Origin of the sequence: Nocardioides sp. Iso805N (assembly GCF_000364605.1) — a bacterium.
Lineage (GTDB): Bacteria > Actinomycetota > Actinomycetes > Propionibacteriales > Nocardioidaceae > Nocardioides.
This window is the reverse complement of record NZ_KB822575.1, coordinates 661,402-676,383: the sequence shown is the minus strand read 5'-3', so window position 1 is coordinate 676,383 and position 14,982 is coordinate 661,402. Positions and strand designations below refer to the sequence as shown.

Here is a 14,982-nt window from a genome sequence, read left to right as displayed (position 1 = left end):
GGCGATGACGACGAAGAAGGACCTGGTCGAGGCGCATGCCTTCAGCCGCCGCCGGCTGGTGACGGCCTTCCTCTCCGGAGCGCCCGGTGGCCGCGAGGTCGAGCCGTCCCGGCCGGGTCGCACGATCGTCGGCGGCGCGGCACTCGCCCTGCTGCTGGTCGCCGGTGCGGCGATCGCCTCGGTGCTCGCGCCGCGCACCCAGACCGACTGGGACAAGCCCGGTCTGGTGATCTCCAAGCAGACCGGTGAGCGCTACGTCATCACCGCGCAGGGCGCCGCGCTGCGGCCGGTGATCAACGTGACCTCAGCCCAGCTCATCCTGGGGGCCCACGTCACGCCCACGATCGTGTCGCAGAAGACCCTCGACGGCCGGATCCCGGGTGACGACATCGGCATCCTGGGAGCGCCCCAGCAGCTCCCCACGGAGAGCGTGTTCGTGGAGTCCGGCTGGACCGCCTGTACGGCGGACGGTGCGGGCGCCTCAGTCGCCGTCGCCCGCCGACCCGCCGTCTCCGTCGCCGCCGGGTCGGGGACCACCGTGACAGCGGACGGCAAGACGTTCTGGGTCGTGGCCGTGGGCGCCGACCATCATGCCTGGCGCTATCAGGTGCCGAGGATCCGCGGCGAGGACAACCTGCTTGAAGCCGTCGGCCTGCCGCAGGAGGCGCAGGCCGCCCGTGTGTCCGACAGCTGGCTCGCGCTCTTCCCGGCGGGCGGCACGCTCGGATTCGCCAGCTTCGGTCTGGGCTCACGGGTCGGTCAGCCGGTCTCCTACGCCGGCCAGGGCGGCATCGCCGGAGACGCCAGGATCGGCGACTTCGCCACCGTGACGAGCACCAAGCGCGTCTTCCTACTCACCGCCGACGGACCAGCGCCGCTGGATGCGTTCGCGGCAGCGATCTACACGATCACCGCGGAGCTCACCCCCAACGGCCCGCGGGAAGCCGGCACCGGCCAGCTCCCCAGCGTCGCGCAGGTCGCCCCGACCTGGGCGGACGCCCAGTGGCCCACTGCCACGCTGCAGTCGCTCGACGGTCCTGCGTGTGGCGAGCTGGTCGCGAAGGCGGGCGCAGCGCCGTACGTGCTGCTGGCGGGGGGTCCGCACGGTAGTGCCTGGTCCTCGCCCGACGCCGGCCAACTTGATCCGGTCGCCGACCCCGGCGCGGGCGCGCTCGTGCGCAGCGGTGACTGGGGGCAAACCACCAGCAGCAACGTCTGGATCGTCGACGACCGGGCGAAGGCCTATCCGATCCAGGACGAGCAGACGCTGGCCAGGCTCGGGTTCGGCAGCTACCGGGCGCCGCTGGTGCCGGACTCCTGGATCAAGGTGCTCGGCGCGGGCGTTCCGCTCTCCAGCGCGCTGGCGCTGTGCTCGCCGGAGACTCCGCCGCAGGCCGAGAGCACAGCCGGCACCGGGGCCGGATCGTGCTCCTGAGATCCGCCGCACTGGCAGTATCGGCGACGCTCGTCCTGACGCCGTTGGTGGCCGGGGCCCCGGCGCAGGCGGCCGACCGGTTGCCGGAGTGCAGCGGTGTCTCGGCGACCCAGCCGAGCGGCTCCACGCTGCTCGACGTCCCGGCGCACGGGCCGCTGGAACAGATCGGTGTGCCGCAGGCCCAGCAGTGGCTACGCGCTCGCGGTACGCAGCCGGGTGCGAAGGTCACCGTCGCGGTGGTCGACTCCGGCGTCGGCGCTGGGGTGACCCGGGCGGCCGGCAGCGCGGAAGGCACCCCGGAGTACTTCCACGGCAGCGCCGTCGCCGGGATCATCGCCGGCATCGCCCCGTCGGCCCGGATCCTCGATCTCCGCGTCTACTCCCCCGAGGACTCTCCGGGTGGCCCGCAGGTGTCAGCGGCGGGCGTGCGGTCCGCGTTCGACGGGTTGGTCGCGCATCCCGAGTGGGACGTCTCCATCGTCAACGCATCGCTGGAGATCGGCGACGACCCGAAGGTCGCCGCCGACATCGCGACGCTGCGCGAGCGCGGCGTGGTCGTGGTCGCCTCCACCGGCAACCGGGTCCAGCAGGCGTCCGGCGTGCCGTCGGCCTACGTCGGCGGCGAGGACTTCGCGACGCGCTACTTCCCGGCCGGGTACGACGGAGTTGTCGGCGTCAGCGCGGTCGCGCCGCCCGGTGGCGACACCGCGGCCGCGGTGCTGGCCAACTCCGCGACCGACATCAGTGCGCCGACGGCGGGGCTCCGCACGCTGAGCCTGCTCGGGTCGCCGTGCCTGCTCAGCGACGTGGCCACGTCGTGGGCCACAGCCGAGGTGAGCGGGGTGCTGGCCCTGCTGCGTTCGGCGTACCCGCACGCGAGCGCGGCCGAGCTCGTCGCCCGGCTGGAGGACACGGCCTCGGGCCGGACCGACGTGCGCACCGACTTCGCCGGCGCCGGGATCGTGCAGGCCTACCAGGCGCTGACCCGGCCGCTGACGCTGATGCCCTCGGGCCGACAGTCCACCGACGCCGTGGCGGCACCGGACGACCGGGCCTCAGTCCCGCCGGCGCGGCCGGACGTGCTCGCCGGCACCCGGCACCTGTCGGTCTGGTGGGGGCTGCTCGGCGGGGGAGCGCTGCTGCTCGCGCTGGTGCTGCGGCCGGTGCTGTCGCGGCGGGGCCGGATGCCTCCGCGGCGACCGTAGGAGTCAGCCGGCGCTCGGCTCGCGGCCATCAGAACCGCTGGCCGACCCAGATCGACGGGCGCCATCGACAGGACGCAGAAGAGCCCCTCCGAGGAGGGGCTCTTCTGGTGGCGGATCTGGGGGGATTCGAACCCCCGAGGGCGTTAACCCAACCCGCTTTCCAAGCGAGCGCCATAGGCCACTAGGCGACAGATCCGTCGCGTACCTTACCGGTGCGTGACAGTCGCCGGAAATCGGGCGGCGCAGCGGCCCGCCTCGCAGCGATCCGCCGCGCAGCGTCAGCCGGTGGCGGCGGCGATCACCGCTGTGAGTCGGCGGTGCAGGTCGAGCAGCTCCTCAACCGGCATGCCCAGCCGCTCCACGATGGTCGGTGGGATGGCGAGCGCGTCCTCGCGAAGCGCGCGGCCCCGCTCGGTGAGGACGACGGCCAGGGCCCGCTCGTCCTGCGGATCCTTCTCACGACGTAGATAGCCCGCGGACTCCAGCCTCTTGAGCAGCGGCGAGAGCGTGCCGGGATCGAGCTGGAGCGCGCCGGCCAGCTCTCCGACGCGTCGCGGCTCGCGCTCCCACAGCGCCAGCATCACCAGGTACTGCGGGTGGGTCAGGCCCAGCGGCTCGAGCACGGGCCGGTAGAGCGAGATCACCGAGCGAGCGGCGATCGCCAAGGCGAAGCAGACCTGCTGGTCGAGGGCGAGCGGGTCCTCCACGCCGGGGAGCGCCGGGGGAGGTGTCTTGGACGTCACTTTGTGAGTGTACCAATAGTTGGTGTACAAATTAATACGTGGAAAGCCCGCAGAAGCCGGTCAAGCGCCCGCGTCACCTGATGGATCCGAACAACCCCGTGCGCCCGGTCAACGACAAGGCGCTCACCCACGTGCAGCGCTGGGTGCTCTCGGTGCTGACCGTCTTCACCATCGCGCACCTGTGCGTCGGCATCGTGATCGCTGCGCTGATGACCGACCAGCGCAGCGGCCAGATCGGGCTGAGCATCATCGCCGGGCTCTTCGGCGTCGCCGCGGTGATCGCCGGGCAGGCCATCCACCGGCACGATCCGCGCAACGCCTGGCTCCTGCTGGGCCTGCTGCCGACGGCGATCGGGCTGTTCCTGGTGCTGCGCTGAGCAGTGCCGACTCGGCGGCCATTTCGGCAAACTCGGTCCAGGATCGACGCCGGGTTGGGTGACGGCGGCAGCCTCACCTAGACTCCTCCGCAACCCCCCATGTGGCGGCATCTCGCCGAATCCCCCAGGGCCGGAAGGCAGCAAGGGTAGGAGAGCTCTGTCGGGTACGTGGGGGGCCTTTGCATTTCCATCCCCGCCTGCTCCGCCCCGCCTCCGTCTTCCCGGTAGGACCCGGCCGGTGCGACGAGGGTCTAGCGTCCGGCCATGACGTTCACGCAGCTGGCCGTGGTGGTGCTGATCGGGCTGCTCGGCCCAGCACTGGCCCTCCCGCGGCGCTGGCACCTGCCGGTCGTGCTCGGTGAGCTGATCGCCGGCATCGTCATCGGTCGCACCGGCTTCGGCTACCTCGACTCGACCGATCCGACCTTCACCTTCCTCGCCGACATCGGCTTCGCCCTGGTCATGTTCGTGGCCGGCACCCACGTGCCGGTCCGCGATCCGGCGCTTCGTCCGGCGCTGCGCAGGGGACTGGCTCGCGCGGTCGCCGTCGGCCTGCTGGCGGTCCTCGGCGGCTGGCTGGCCGCGCTCGCGTTCGGCGTACCGCATGCGGCGCTCTATGCCGTCCTGCTGGCCTCCTCCAGCGCGGCCCTGATCCTGCCGATCGTGGACTCGATCGGCCTCGTCGGCCCGCAGGTGCTCGGCCTGTTGCCGCAGATCGCCGTCGCCGACTCGGCGTGCATCGTGGCGCTGCCGCTCGTGATCGACCCGCACCACGCGCTCCGGGCGGCGGGAGGGGCGGTGGCGGTGATCGCCGCGGCCATCGTCGCCTATCTCGGGCTGCGGCACCTCGAGCGCAACGGCGTACGCCGTCGTGTGCACGCCGTCTCCGAGAGCCGGCTCTTCGCGGTCGAGCTGAGGGTCCAGCTGGTCATCCTGTTCACCCTGGCCGCCCTGGCCGTGCGGACCCATGTCTCGATCATGCTGGCCGGCTTCGCGCTGGGCCTGGCCGTGACCGCGATAGGGGAGCCGCGCCGGCTGGCCAAGCAGCTGTTCGCGCTCACCGAGGGCTTCTTCGGGCCGTTGTTCTTCATCTGGCTCGGCGCCAGTCTGGACCTGCGCGACTTCGGCACCCATCCGGGCATGATCGGGCTCGGGATCGCGCTCGGTGTCGGTGCCGCCCTCACCCACGTCATCGGCGGCCGCCTCCTCGGTCAGCCGGTCCCGCTCGGCCTGCTCGCGGCCGCCCAGCTCGGCGTCCCTGTCGCAGCGGCGACGGTCGGCACCCAGCTCGGCGTACTCCGGGCAGGGGAGGCCTCCGCGCTCATGCTCGGTGCGCTGGTGACCATCGCGCTGGCGGTGGTCGGAGGAGGTGTCGCGGCCCGATCGGGGATGGTCCGCTGAGCCCGCAGGACGAAAGTCACGCGGTTGAGGGCTTGCGGTAGCGTTAACTAAACCTCATCATTTGTGTCTACTTAGTAGACGGAAACGTTCGCCCCGCTGCCAGAGGAGCCCCCTGATGACCCCTGCTCTCCCCGACCGGGCCCTCAGCCGCCGCGGTCTGCTCAAGGGCCTCGGACTGGGCGCCGGCGCGCTCTCGTTGGTCGGCTTCCTCGAGGCATGCGGCTCCGGCGCACCCGGCAGCGCCAGCACGTCGAGCGCCAACGCCAGCGCCGGCGTCGACACCGGCAAGGCGATCGCCTCGCTGCGGGTCTCCCTGCCCGGCACCCTCTCGAACCTCTACCCGGGCATCGAGAGCGGCATCCTCAACTACTACCTGGCAGCCCCGGTGCTGGAGTCGCTGACCGGCGTGGACGCCACCGGCAAGATCGTGCCGGCCCTCGCCGAGAGCTGGACCCAGCCGAACGCGACGACGTACGTCTTCAAGCTGCGTGCCGGCGCGACCTTCCACGACGGCTCGCCGGTCACACCGGCGGACGTGGTCGCCTCGATCAAGGCGGCCTCCGACCCGAAGATCTCGACCGCGACCGGCTCGTACTGGTCCAACCTCGCCGGCTACAAGCAGACCGGCGCCGACGAGGTCACCATCACGACCAAGACCGCCGACCAGGCGTTCCTGTGGGCGACCACGAACACCGACATCCTGTGGGTGATGCCGGCGTCCTACTGGAGCCAGCACGGCAAGGACGTCGGCACCAAGGCAGCGCTGCCCATCGGCTCCGGTCCCTACAAGGTCACCGACTTCGAGCCCGACTCCCACCTGACCCTGACCCGCAACGACGCCTGGTGGGGCACCGCCCCCAAGGTCGCTGAGGTGAGCGTGGAGTTCGTGCCCGACGACAGCACCCGGCTGCTGGCCTGGCAGTCAGGTAAGGCGGACATGTCGCTCAACGTCCCGCTCGCCCAGGTCAGCCAGTGGGAGGGCTCGAAACAGACCCGCGTCGTCTCCGCTGCCGACCGCTCCTGGGTCGGGCTGATCCTCAACCTGAAGCAGAAGCCCTTCGACGACCCCCACGTACGCCGGGCGGTTGCCTACGCCATCGACCGCAAGACGATCGTGGACAGCATCCTCAAGGGTCACGGCCAGGTCGCCCTCGGCCTCTCCACGCCCGAGCAGTTCGGCGGCGTGTGGACACCCGAGCAGGCGACCACCCAGCTGCAGGCCATCCCGCAGTACGACTTCGACCTGGCCAAGGCGAAGGCCGAGCTGGCGCAGTCCTCGGTGCCGAACGGGTTCAGCGTGGACCTGTCCTACCCGAACACCGGCCCGCAGCTCGGCACCGCGGCGCTCTCCTTCGCCGACGCGCTCAAGCCGCTCGGGATCACGATCAACGTCAAGGAGCGCTCGATCGACCAGTGGCTGGCCGAGACCAACAAGCCGCTGGCGTACATGTGGTACTTCAACACCACCGGGGACGCCGCCGAGCTGGCCAGCTGGTTCCTCGCCGACGGCAACCCGGCCGGCTACTCCAACGCCGCGGTCACCAAGCTGCTCGCCCAGCAGGCCGCCGAGACCGACCCGACCAAGCGCGCGCAGCTGATCATCCAGGCGCAGGCCGCCCAGGCGGCCGACCTCGCCTACGCACCGCTCTGGTACGGCCAGTCCACGACGGCCTTCCGGGACAGCATCGGCGTGCAGGACTACTCGTCGTACACGCTGCTCGGGAACTGGCCGGGCTCGGTCTACGCGGCCAAGTGAGCACCCCGTGAGCGAGGGCCGGGCGCGGCCGCTGGTGGCCTACACGCTGCGCCGACTGCTGGGTGCGGTCGCGCTGCTGTTCGTGCTCTCCGTGGTCGTCTTCAGCCTGATCTACTGGGCGCCCGGCGACATCGCGCGCAACCTGCTCGGCAACCGGCAGGTGACGCCCGAGTCGCTGGCCGCCGTACGACGGCAGTACCACCTCGACCAGCCCTTCGTCGTCCAGTACGCCGGCTGGCTCCGGGCGGCCCTGCACGGGGACTTCGGCCGGTCGATCCGGACCGGTGAGCCCGTCGGCGGCCTGATCCGCGACCGGATCGGCGTCACCGCGGCGATCTGCGGGCTTGCCTTCGTGCTCTCGGTGGTCGGTGGTGTCGCGGCCGGCATCGCCTGCGCCGTACGCCGAGGCAGCTGGCTGGACCGGATCCTGGTCAGCGGCTCGGTGCTCGGCGTCAGCGCACCCGCCTTCGCCGTCGGCCTGCTGCTGCTCTACGTCTTCGCCGTCTGGCTGGGCTGGTTCCCGTTCTACGGCACCGGTGACGGCCTGCTCGACGGGCTGTGGCACCTGGCGCTGCCGGCGCTGACGCTGGCGATCGGACTGGCTGCGTTCGTGGTCAAGCTGACCCGAGCGGCGGTGGCGCGCGAGCTGGACGCCGACTACGTCGTCTTCGCTCGAAGTCGCGGGCTGGGGCGCGGCGCCGTACTGCGGATCGTCCTGCGCAACGCGGCGGTCCCGATCGTGACCAGCCTCGGGCTGCTGCTGGCCTATCTCTTCGGCGGGACCGTACTGGTCGAGGTCACCTTCGCCCTGCCGGGCGCGGGCGCCCTGATGCAGGACGCGGTCGAGTTCAAGGACTTCCCGGTCGTGCAGGCGCTGACCCTCGCCGTCGGGCTCATCGTCACGCTCAGCGCGGTGGTGGTCGACGTGGTCTACCTGCTCGTCGACCCGCGGTTGCGGGGGCGGGTGAGCCACCGATGAGCATGCTGACCCGAGCGCGCACACCGCGCACTCCTGACACTTCTGGCACGCCTCGCACCGTGGCCGCTCGCCGTCCGCCGCTGACGGTGATCGCCGCGATGGTCGTCCTCGCGCTGGTCGTGATCGCCGCCCTGCTGCACCCCCTGGTGATGGACTGGGCGCTGACGCAGAACGTCGCGCTCGGACCGGTCGGGACCGGTGTCGAGGGACACGTGTTCGGCACCGACCAGCTCGGTCGCGACGTGCTGGCGCTCTCCCTGGCCGGGGCCAGGTCCGCGCTCGGTGGCCCGATCCTGGTCGCGCTCGGCTCGATGCTGATCGGCGTCGTGCTGGGTGGTACCGCCGGCTACCGCGGCGGGTCGCTCGACTTCCTGGCCGGCCGTTACACCGACCTCCTGCTGGCACTGCCCGCGACCCTGCTGGCGATCGTGGTGGCGGGGGTCCTCGGCGGCGGCTACTGGGTGACGGCGGTGGTGCTGATCGTGCTGTTCTCGCCCTCCGACGTAAGGCTGGTGCGGGCGGCGGTGATGGAGCAGCGGCCGCTGCCCTACATCGAGGCCGCACGGGTCAGCGGCATCTCCGGGCCGCGCGTGCTCTTCCGGCACATCGCGCCCAACGTCCTCCCGATCGTGGTCGCGAACGCCCTGCTCAACGTGGCCTTCGCGCTGGTCGCGTTCTCCTCGCTCTCCTACCTCGGCCTCGGTGTCCCGCCCGGTACGCCGGACTGGGGGCGCCAGCTCGCCGACGGCCGCGACCTGCTCGGGTCCAACCCGATGGTGACGATCGTGCCCGGCCTGCTGATCATCGCGACCGCGACAGCCGTCAACCTGGTCGGTGACTGGCTCGAGGGCCGGCTCAACTCCGAGGCGGTGGAGCGGTGAGTGCGCTGCTGAGCGTGACGGGGCTCTCCGTGCTGGGTCCGCGCGGCAGGCTGGTCGAGCCCGTCGACCTGGCCCTGGATCCGGGCGAGACGGTGGCCATCGTCGGCGAGTCCGGCTCCGGCAAGTCGATGACCGCCAAGGCGCTCACCGGGCTGCTCCCGTCCGGGGTGCGGGCCGCCGGGACGATGCTCCTCGGCGGACGCGAGCTGGACCTGGCCGCCGGCGAGACTGGCTGGCGCGGGATCCGCGGCGGCGGCATCGCACTGCTGCTGCAGGATCCCTTCACCTCGCTCTCGCCGGTGCACCGCTGCGGTGACCAGATCGGCTGGGGGCTGACCGGGTCGCGGCGCACACGCTCGGCGCGGGTGGCGACGCTGCTGGCCGAGGTGGGGCTGCCCGAGCGGGTCGCCGGGCAGTACCCCTTCGAGCTCTCCGGCGGCATGCGCCAGCGGGTCGCGCTCGCGGCAGCCCTGGCCGCCGACCCGCAGGTGCTGATCGCCGACGAGCCCACGACGGCGCTCGACGTGACCACCCAGAAGGACGTGCTCGACCTCATCGCCGGGCTGCAGCGCAGCCGCGACATGGGGCTGATCCTGATCACCCACGACCTCGGCGTCGCACGGAGCCGCGCCGACCGGATCCTGGTGATGTACGCCGGCCGCCTGGTCGAGCAGGGCTCGGCCGCGGCGGTGCTCGACACCCCTGGCCACCCCTACAGCGCCCGGCTGCTGGGCTGCGAGCCTCCCCTGGACCGCCAGCTCACCAGGCTGGCGAGCATCGCGGGCTCGGTCCCGCAGCCGTACGACGTCGGCGCTGCCTGCGCGTTCGCCCCACGCTGCATGCTGGCCGTGGACGCGTGCGTGGCGGCCGCGCCGCCGCTGGTCGCGATCGGCCCGGGTCACGCCGCCGCGTGCGTGCGGACCGGTGAGGTGCTCGACGACCCGGTCGGTCCGACGGTCGACGGCCCTCGGCCCGAGCCTGTCGAGTCCCCCGAAACCGGTGAGGTCATCGGGGCGACCGGGGCGGTGCCGCTGTTGCGGGTCGCCGACCTGACCAGGCGCTTCCACGGCACCGAGACCCCGGCACTGGACGGCGTGAGCCTCGAGGTGGCCCAGGGCGAGTCCGTCGCCGTGGTGGGTGAGTCCGGATCCGGCAAGACGACGCTGGCACGCTGCGTGGTGGGCCTGGAGCACCCTGACAGTGGCAGCATCGAGCTGGCCGGCGGAGCGGACGGACGAGCGCAGCGGGTGCAGATCGTCTTCCAGGACCCCTACTCGGCGCTGAACCCCGGCCTGACCATCGGCACCACCCTGCGCGAGACCCTCCGCGCGGCCGGCCGCCCTGCGGAGCTGGTGGAGGGACTGCTCGAGCTGGTCGGTCTGCCGGCGGCGTACGCGCGTCGACGGCCGAAGGCCCTCTCCGGTGGTGAGCGCCAACGGGTCGCGATCGCCCGGGCGCTCGCGGTCGAGCCCGATCTGCTGGTCCTGGACGAGTCGGTCTCCGCGCTGGACGTGTCGGTGCAGGCGCAGGTGCTCAACCTGCTGCGCGACCTCCAGCAGCGGCTCGACCTGACGCTGCTCTTCATCACCCACGACCTGGCCGTGGCGCGGCAGGTCTCGCAGCGCGTCTACGTCATGCGGGCGGGCCGGGTCGTCGAGCACGGTCCGACCGACGCTGTCCTGGCCCGACCGCAGCAGGACTACACCCAGCGGCTGCTGGCCTCCGTTCCGTCCGCCCATCGCACCGAGGATTGAGATGAACCTCCCTGCCACGCCCCACGTCGAGCTCCTCCCGGTGCTCGGCGCGTTGAGCGTCGCCGCCCCCTGGACCGCCGAGCTGCCCGAGGAGGTCCGGACGCGCTGGGACCGCGCCGGGGCCGCCCAGGTCCGCACGCTGGTGGTCGCCACCCGGGCCGGGCGCCGGGTCGCGACGGCTTTCGAGGTGCACCGGCCGCTGACGGCCTACCGCAAGCTCGTCGACGTCATCGCCGAGACCCCGGCTGACGAGGCGGCGCTGCTCGACGCGGTGGAGCAGCGGGCCTGGTCCGAGGGCGCGGTGGCGGTCAAGCGGGAGTTCTGGACGCGGGACGCGGGCTGGGAGCGCTCGCTCGCGCGCGGGTACGTCGAGATGGCGCTGCCGCGCTGGGGTGCCCCCGTCACCTCCGCCGACCGGCTGCCCGGGGGGCAGGTGCGCTGGCGCGAGGCGGGACCGCGACGGCGGTTGCCCTACATGCGGCAGACCACCGACTTCACCTGCGGACCGGCCGCGCTGCAGATGGCCCTGGCCGGGCTCGGCCTCGAGGGCGAACCCGATCGTCACCGCGAGCTCGCGCTGTGGCGGCGGGCCACCACCGGCGACGGCTGCGACCCGCTCGGGCTGGGCCTGGCGGCCGCGGATGAGGGTGCCGCGGTACGGGTGCTGCTCTCCACCACCGAGCCGACGCTGCTCGAGCTGGCGGCCAACGAGGAGAGCCGCGAGCTGCGGCGCTTCATCCAGGAGGGCTTCCGCACCGAGCTGGCCGAGCGCGGTCTCGCCCCGGACGCGACGGCGTACGACGTGCGGGACCTGCGCCGCGCCGTGGAGCGCGACGAGATCCCGCTGGTGCTGATCGACGAGCAGGGCATGCACGCCGACAGCTGCCCGCACTGGATCGCCGTGCACGACGTCGTCGGCGATGTGTTCCTCGCGCACGACCCGTGGACCGACGCGCACCTTGGCGAGACCTACGTCGACGGCCGCGACCTGCCGATCCCGTCGGCAAGTCTGGACAAGCTGGCCTGGTACGGGCACCCTGCGTACCGAGCTGCGGTGATCGTCGCGGCTCAGTGAACACCGAGAGCGTGCAGGAGTGACGGGTGAGCGAGGCGGCCGACCAGATTCGCGCGGCGATCGCGCAGAACCTGAAGTATGGCCGGCGGACCGCTGGGCTGAGCCTGCGTGAGCTCTCCGCCCGGTCGGGGTTGAGCACCGCGCTGCTCTCCCAGCTGGAGCGCGGCCTGGCCAACCCGACGGTCGAGGTGCTGGCGGGGCTGGCCCAGACCCTCGGGATGTCCTTCGCCGACCTCAGCCGGGTGCCGCTGCACGACCCGCAGGTGCTCGGCCCGCTCGAGGGCGATGCTGCGACCGTGGCGGCCCGCACCCTCTTCGGCTCCACCGACAGGCGGCGCTTCGAGCTCTACGAGTCGATGTTCCCCGCCAGGCACCGGCACGAGAGCGCCCCGCACGGGCTTGCCTCGGAGGAGTGGGCCTACGTGCTGACCGGCTCGCTCGAGCTGGAGGTGGGCGGCGCGGTGGTCGAGCTGCGCAGCGGGGAGGCGGTCCGGTTCTCGGCCGAGACCGAGCACGCGTACGCCGTCGGCTCGCAGCCGACCCGTCTCCTCACCATCGTGTCGATGCCGACGGAGTGAGGGCGCGGCCTGCCCGCTGGTGACCGCCGCCTACCGGCTGTCAGGGGCGGTCGTGAGCGCGCTCCGCGCGCTGTCTCCCTCACTCACGGCCAGCGCCCGAGCTCGTTCCTCGCTCGCGCTGTCGCTCACTCGGTCGTCTACTGTTCAGGCGTGGACTCCGTTGGATCGTCGGGGGCAGGCTCGCCGGGGCCGCTCGCCCTCTACCGCCGCTACCGGCCCGAGACGTTCGCCGAGGTCATCGGCCAAGAGCACGTCACGACGCCGCTGCGCGCTGCCCTGGCGAACAACCGGGTCAACCACGCCTATCTCTTCTCCGGCCCGCGCGGCTGTGGCAAGACCACCTCGGCGCGCATCCTGGCGCGGACGCTCAACTGCGAGAAGGCACCGATCGCCGACCCGTGCGGCGAGTGCGATTCGTGCCGTGATCTTGCTCGGGGTGGCCCGGGCAGCATCGACGTGATCGAGATCGACGCGGCCTCGCACGGTGGCGTCGACGATGCGCGCGATCTGCGGGAGAAGGCGTTCTTCGCCCCGGTGCGGAGCCGTTACAAGGTCTACATCATCGACGAGGCCCACATGGTCTCCACGCAGGGCTTCAACGCCCTGCTCAAGCTGGTCGAGGAGCCGCCGGAGCACCTGCGGTTCATCTTCGCCACCACCGAGCCGGAGAAGGTCATCGCGACCATCCGCTCGCGCACCCACCACTATCCGTTCCGGCTGATCCCGCCGCGACTGCTGACCGCCTACCTCTCCGAGCTGTGCGAGAAGGAGCAGGTCCGGGTCGAGCCGGCGGCGCTGCCGCTCGTGGTGCGCGCCGGCGGCGGCTCGGCCCGCGACACGCTCTCGGTGATGGACCAGCTGCTCGGCGGCGCCGGCCCAGAGGGAGTCACCTACGACCTGGCGGCCGGCCTGCTCGGCTACACGCCCGACAGCCTCCTCGACGAGGTGATCGACGCGTTCGCGGCCGGTGACGGTGCGGCGGTGTTCGGCGTGGTCGACAAGGTGATCGAGACCGGGCAGGACCCCCGTCGCTTCACCGAGGACCTGCTGCGCCGGCTGCGCGACCTGGTGATCGTCTCCGCGGTCCCGGACGCGCCCGCCACCGGTCTGATCGACGTCGCCGAGGACGCGGGGGAGCGCCTGGTCGCACAGGCGACCCGCTTCGGCGCCCACGACCTCAGCCGGGCCGCCGACCTGGTCGCCACCGGCCTGACCGAGATGCGCGGTGCGACCGCACCGCGGCTGCTGCTGGAGCTGATCTGCGCCCGGGTGCTGCTGCCCGGCGCCGACCACGGCGTCGACGGCCTGGCTGCCCGGTTGGACCGGGTCGAGCGCCGGCTCTCGGTCACCGGTGTGCCGACCCCGGCCCCTGCCGCCCCGGCAGCGCCGCCCGCCCAGGACCGGCCGGTGCTGCGGCCGTCCGTCGGCGCGCCCAGCGATGAGCAGGTCCGGCCGGCCGCACAGGCGGCGCCCGCCGCCCGGCCCGCCCAGCCGGTTGCCTCGTCGGAGCCGGCCTCGCGACCGTCGCCGCCCCAGCCCGCTCCGCCGGCCGCTACCGAGCCGGCGCCAGCCCCCGCGCAGCAGCCCGCCCCGGTGCACCAGCCTGCTGCCGCACCTGCCGCAGCCGCGCCCGCCGCGCCGCCGGCCTCCTCCGGATCCTCCGGCTCCTCTGGCGGGATGAGCGTCGTGGATGCCCGGCGCCTGTGGCCCGAGGTCGTCAGCAAGCTGAGCCAGCTGCGCAAGGCCACCTGGACGCTCGTCAGCCATAACGCCCAGGTGATGGGGCTGGAGGGCGACGTGCTCACCATCGGCTTCGCCACCCAGGGGCTGCGTGAGCAGTTCACCAGAGGCAACCACGAGCCGCCGCTGAAGCAGGCGATCACCGACGCGATCGGGGCCAGCTGGCGGATCGAGGCGATCGTCGACCAGGGGACCGCGCCCGGTGGCGCCGTGCCGCAGACCCAGCAGGCGCAGGCTCAGCACGGGCCCCAGGCACAGCAGGCCCAGGCGCCCGCGCCGACACCGCAGACCGCGCCGGAGCCCCCTCCGTGGGACGACCACGGCGTGCCGCCGGAGCCCGACGAGGCGCCTCAGCCCTCGGCCCAGGACGCGCCGCCCCCGTGGGACGAGCCGGGCCAGGCGGTGGGCCAGGCGGCGCAGCCCACGTCCTCCTACGACGCCTCGCGTGCCGCTCGGGAGGCGATCCAGCCCACCCGCGTGGGCAGCGGCGTCCCGGACCATGCCGAGGAGCAGAGCCGGGCGGCCGCCGAGCTGGCCGCTCGCGATGCCGACGTACGGCCGGACGACCAGCCGTTCGAGGAGGACCAGCTCGGCGGGGCCGAGCTGCTCCAGCGTGAGCTGGGCGCCCAGATCATCGAAGAGATCCGCCATCAGTAGGCAGCAGCGAGGGAGCACGACATGACGCAGAACCCGTTCGACGCACTCGGCGGCGGAGGCCTGGACCTCAACGCCCTGCTGCAGCAGGCACAGCAGATGCAGGAGCAGCTCGCCTCCGCCCAGGACCGGCTCGCCGAGACCCTCGTCGAGGGCACCGTCGCCGGAGGCGCGGTCAAGGCCAAGGTCAACGGGGTCGGCGAGCTCGTCGGCCTGGAGATCCGGCAGGGGGAGTTCGACGGCAACGACCCTGACGAGCTCGAGGACCTCGCCGCGGTGATCGTCGCCGCCTACCGCGACGCCAAGTCGCAGGCGGACGCGCTCGCCGGCCAGGCGCTGGGACCGCTGACCGGTGGCCTCGGCCAGGGCGGCACCCCCGGCCAGCTCGGCTTCCAGTAGTAGAG

Annotated in this window: 13 protein-coding genes, 1 tRNA gene and 1 other RNA gene; 13 read left to right on the top strand and 2 right to left on the bottom strand. The window is 72.6% G+C overall.

Translation table 11 applies throughout. The annotated features are described in order from the left end of the window. The first annotated feature begins 4 nt into the window (after positions 1 to 4). Together eccB and H036_RS0103200 are read left to right on the top strand one after the other, a co-directional pair. Positions 5 to 1,435, top strand: coding sequence for a type VII secretion protein EccB (gene eccB / locus H036_RS0103205; protein WP_017933331.1), 1,431 nt, complete (start codon positions 5 to 7; stop codon positions 1,433 to 1,435). Next, a complete protein-coding gene (locus tag H036_RS0103200) occupies positions 1,426 to 2,640 on the top strand; it encodes a S8 family serine peptidase (RefSeq protein WP_157416962.1) in 1,215 nt (404 codons plus the stop codon). Before eccB ends, H036_RS0103200 begins: the two co-directional genes overlap by 10 nt. A gap of 108 nt (positions 2,641 to 2,748) precedes the next feature. Here H036_RS0103200 and H036_RS0103195 read toward each other — a convergent pair. After that, positions 2,749 to 2,836: transfer RNA gene (locus tag H036_RS0103195), tRNA-Ser, on the bottom strand. A gap of 82 nt (positions 2,837 to 2,918) precedes the next feature. Then, positions 2,919 to 3,383, bottom strand: coding sequence for a MarR family winged helix-turn-helix transcriptional regulator (locus H036_RS0103190; RefSeq protein WP_157416960.1), 465 nt, complete (start codon positions 3,381 to 3,383; stop codon positions 2,919 to 2,921). 38 nt (positions 3,384 to 3,421) lie between these two features. On the opposite strand from H036_RS0103190, the gene H036_RS0103185 reads away from it, so the two are divergent. From H036_RS0103185 to H036_RS0103140, 11 genes are all read left to right on the top strand, one after another. Then, on the top strand, positions 3,422 to 3,760 hold the full coding sequence (locus H036_RS0103185) for a hypothetical protein (RefSeq protein ID WP_017933328.1): 339 nt from the start codon (positions 3,422 to 3,424) through the stop codon (positions 3,758 to 3,760). 91 nt (positions 3,761 to 3,851) lie between these two features. Beyond that, an RNA gene (gene ffs, locus H036_RS24780) (signal recognition particle sRNA small type) lies at positions 3,852 to 3,941 on the top strand. Between the two features lie 83 nt (positions 3,942 to 4,024). Continuing rightward, on the top strand, positions 4,025 to 5,161 hold the full coding sequence (locus tag H036_RS0103180; protein WP_017933327.1) for a cation:proton antiporter: 1,137 nt from the start codon (positions 4,025 to 4,027) through the stop codon (positions 5,159 to 5,161). Positions 5,162 to 5,276: 115 nt separating this feature from the next. Continuing rightward, complete coding sequence (locus tag H036_RS0103175; RefSeq protein WP_017933326.1) at positions 5,277 to 6,917, top strand: ABC transporter substrate-binding protein; 1,641 nt, start codon at positions 5,277 to 5,279, stop codon at positions 6,915 to 6,917. Positions 6,918 to 6,924: 7 nt separating this feature from the next. Beyond that, on the top strand, positions 6,925 to 7,896 hold the full coding sequence (locus tag H036_RS0103170) for an ABC transporter permease (protein ID WP_017933325.1): 972 nt from the start codon (positions 6,925 to 6,927) through the stop codon (positions 7,894 to 7,896). After that, on the top strand, positions 7,893 to 8,777 hold the full coding sequence (locus H036_RS0103165; protein WP_198289877.1) for an ABC transporter permease: 885 nt from the start codon (positions 7,893 to 7,895) through the stop codon (positions 8,775 to 8,777). The genes H036_RS0103170 and H036_RS0103165 overlap by 4 nt, the downstream gene beginning before the upstream one ends. Next, the gene (locus tag H036_RS0103160; RefSeq protein ID WP_017933323.1) at positions 8,774 to 10,531 is read left to right on the top strand and encodes a dipeptide ABC transporter ATP-binding protein; all 1,758 of its coding nucleotides are present in this window, start codon (positions 8,774 to 8,776) and stop codon (positions 10,529 to 10,531) included. Before H036_RS0103165 ends, H036_RS0103160 begins: the two co-directional genes overlap by 4 nt. Before the next feature lies 1 nt (position 10,532). Continuing rightward, on the top strand, positions 10,533 to 11,606 hold the full coding sequence (locus tag H036_RS0103155; RefSeq protein WP_017933322.1) for a peptidase C39 family protein: 1,074 nt from the start codon (positions 10,533 to 10,535) through the stop codon (positions 11,604 to 11,606). Between the two features lie 26 nt (positions 11,607 to 11,632). Next, positions 11,633 to 12,184: a helix-turn-helix domain-containing protein gene (locus tag H036_RS0103150; RefSeq protein ID WP_017933321.1), complete on the top strand. Its 552-nt coding sequence runs from the start codon at positions 11,633 to 11,635 to the stop codon at positions 12,182 to 12,184. Between the two features lie 150 nt (positions 12,185 to 12,334). Continuing rightward, entirely contained in the window at positions 12,335 to 14,581 is a 2,247-nt protein-coding gene (locus H036_RS0103145; protein ID WP_017933320.1) for a DNA polymerase III subunit gamma and tau, read from the top strand. 21 nt (positions 14,582 to 14,602) lie between these two features. Continuing rightward, positions 14,603 to 14,977, top strand: coding sequence for a YbaB/EbfC family nucleoid-associated protein (locus H036_RS0103140; protein ID WP_017933319.1), 375 nt, complete (start codon positions 14,603 to 14,605; stop codon positions 14,975 to 14,977). Positions 14,978 to 14,982 lie beyond the last annotated feature (5 nt).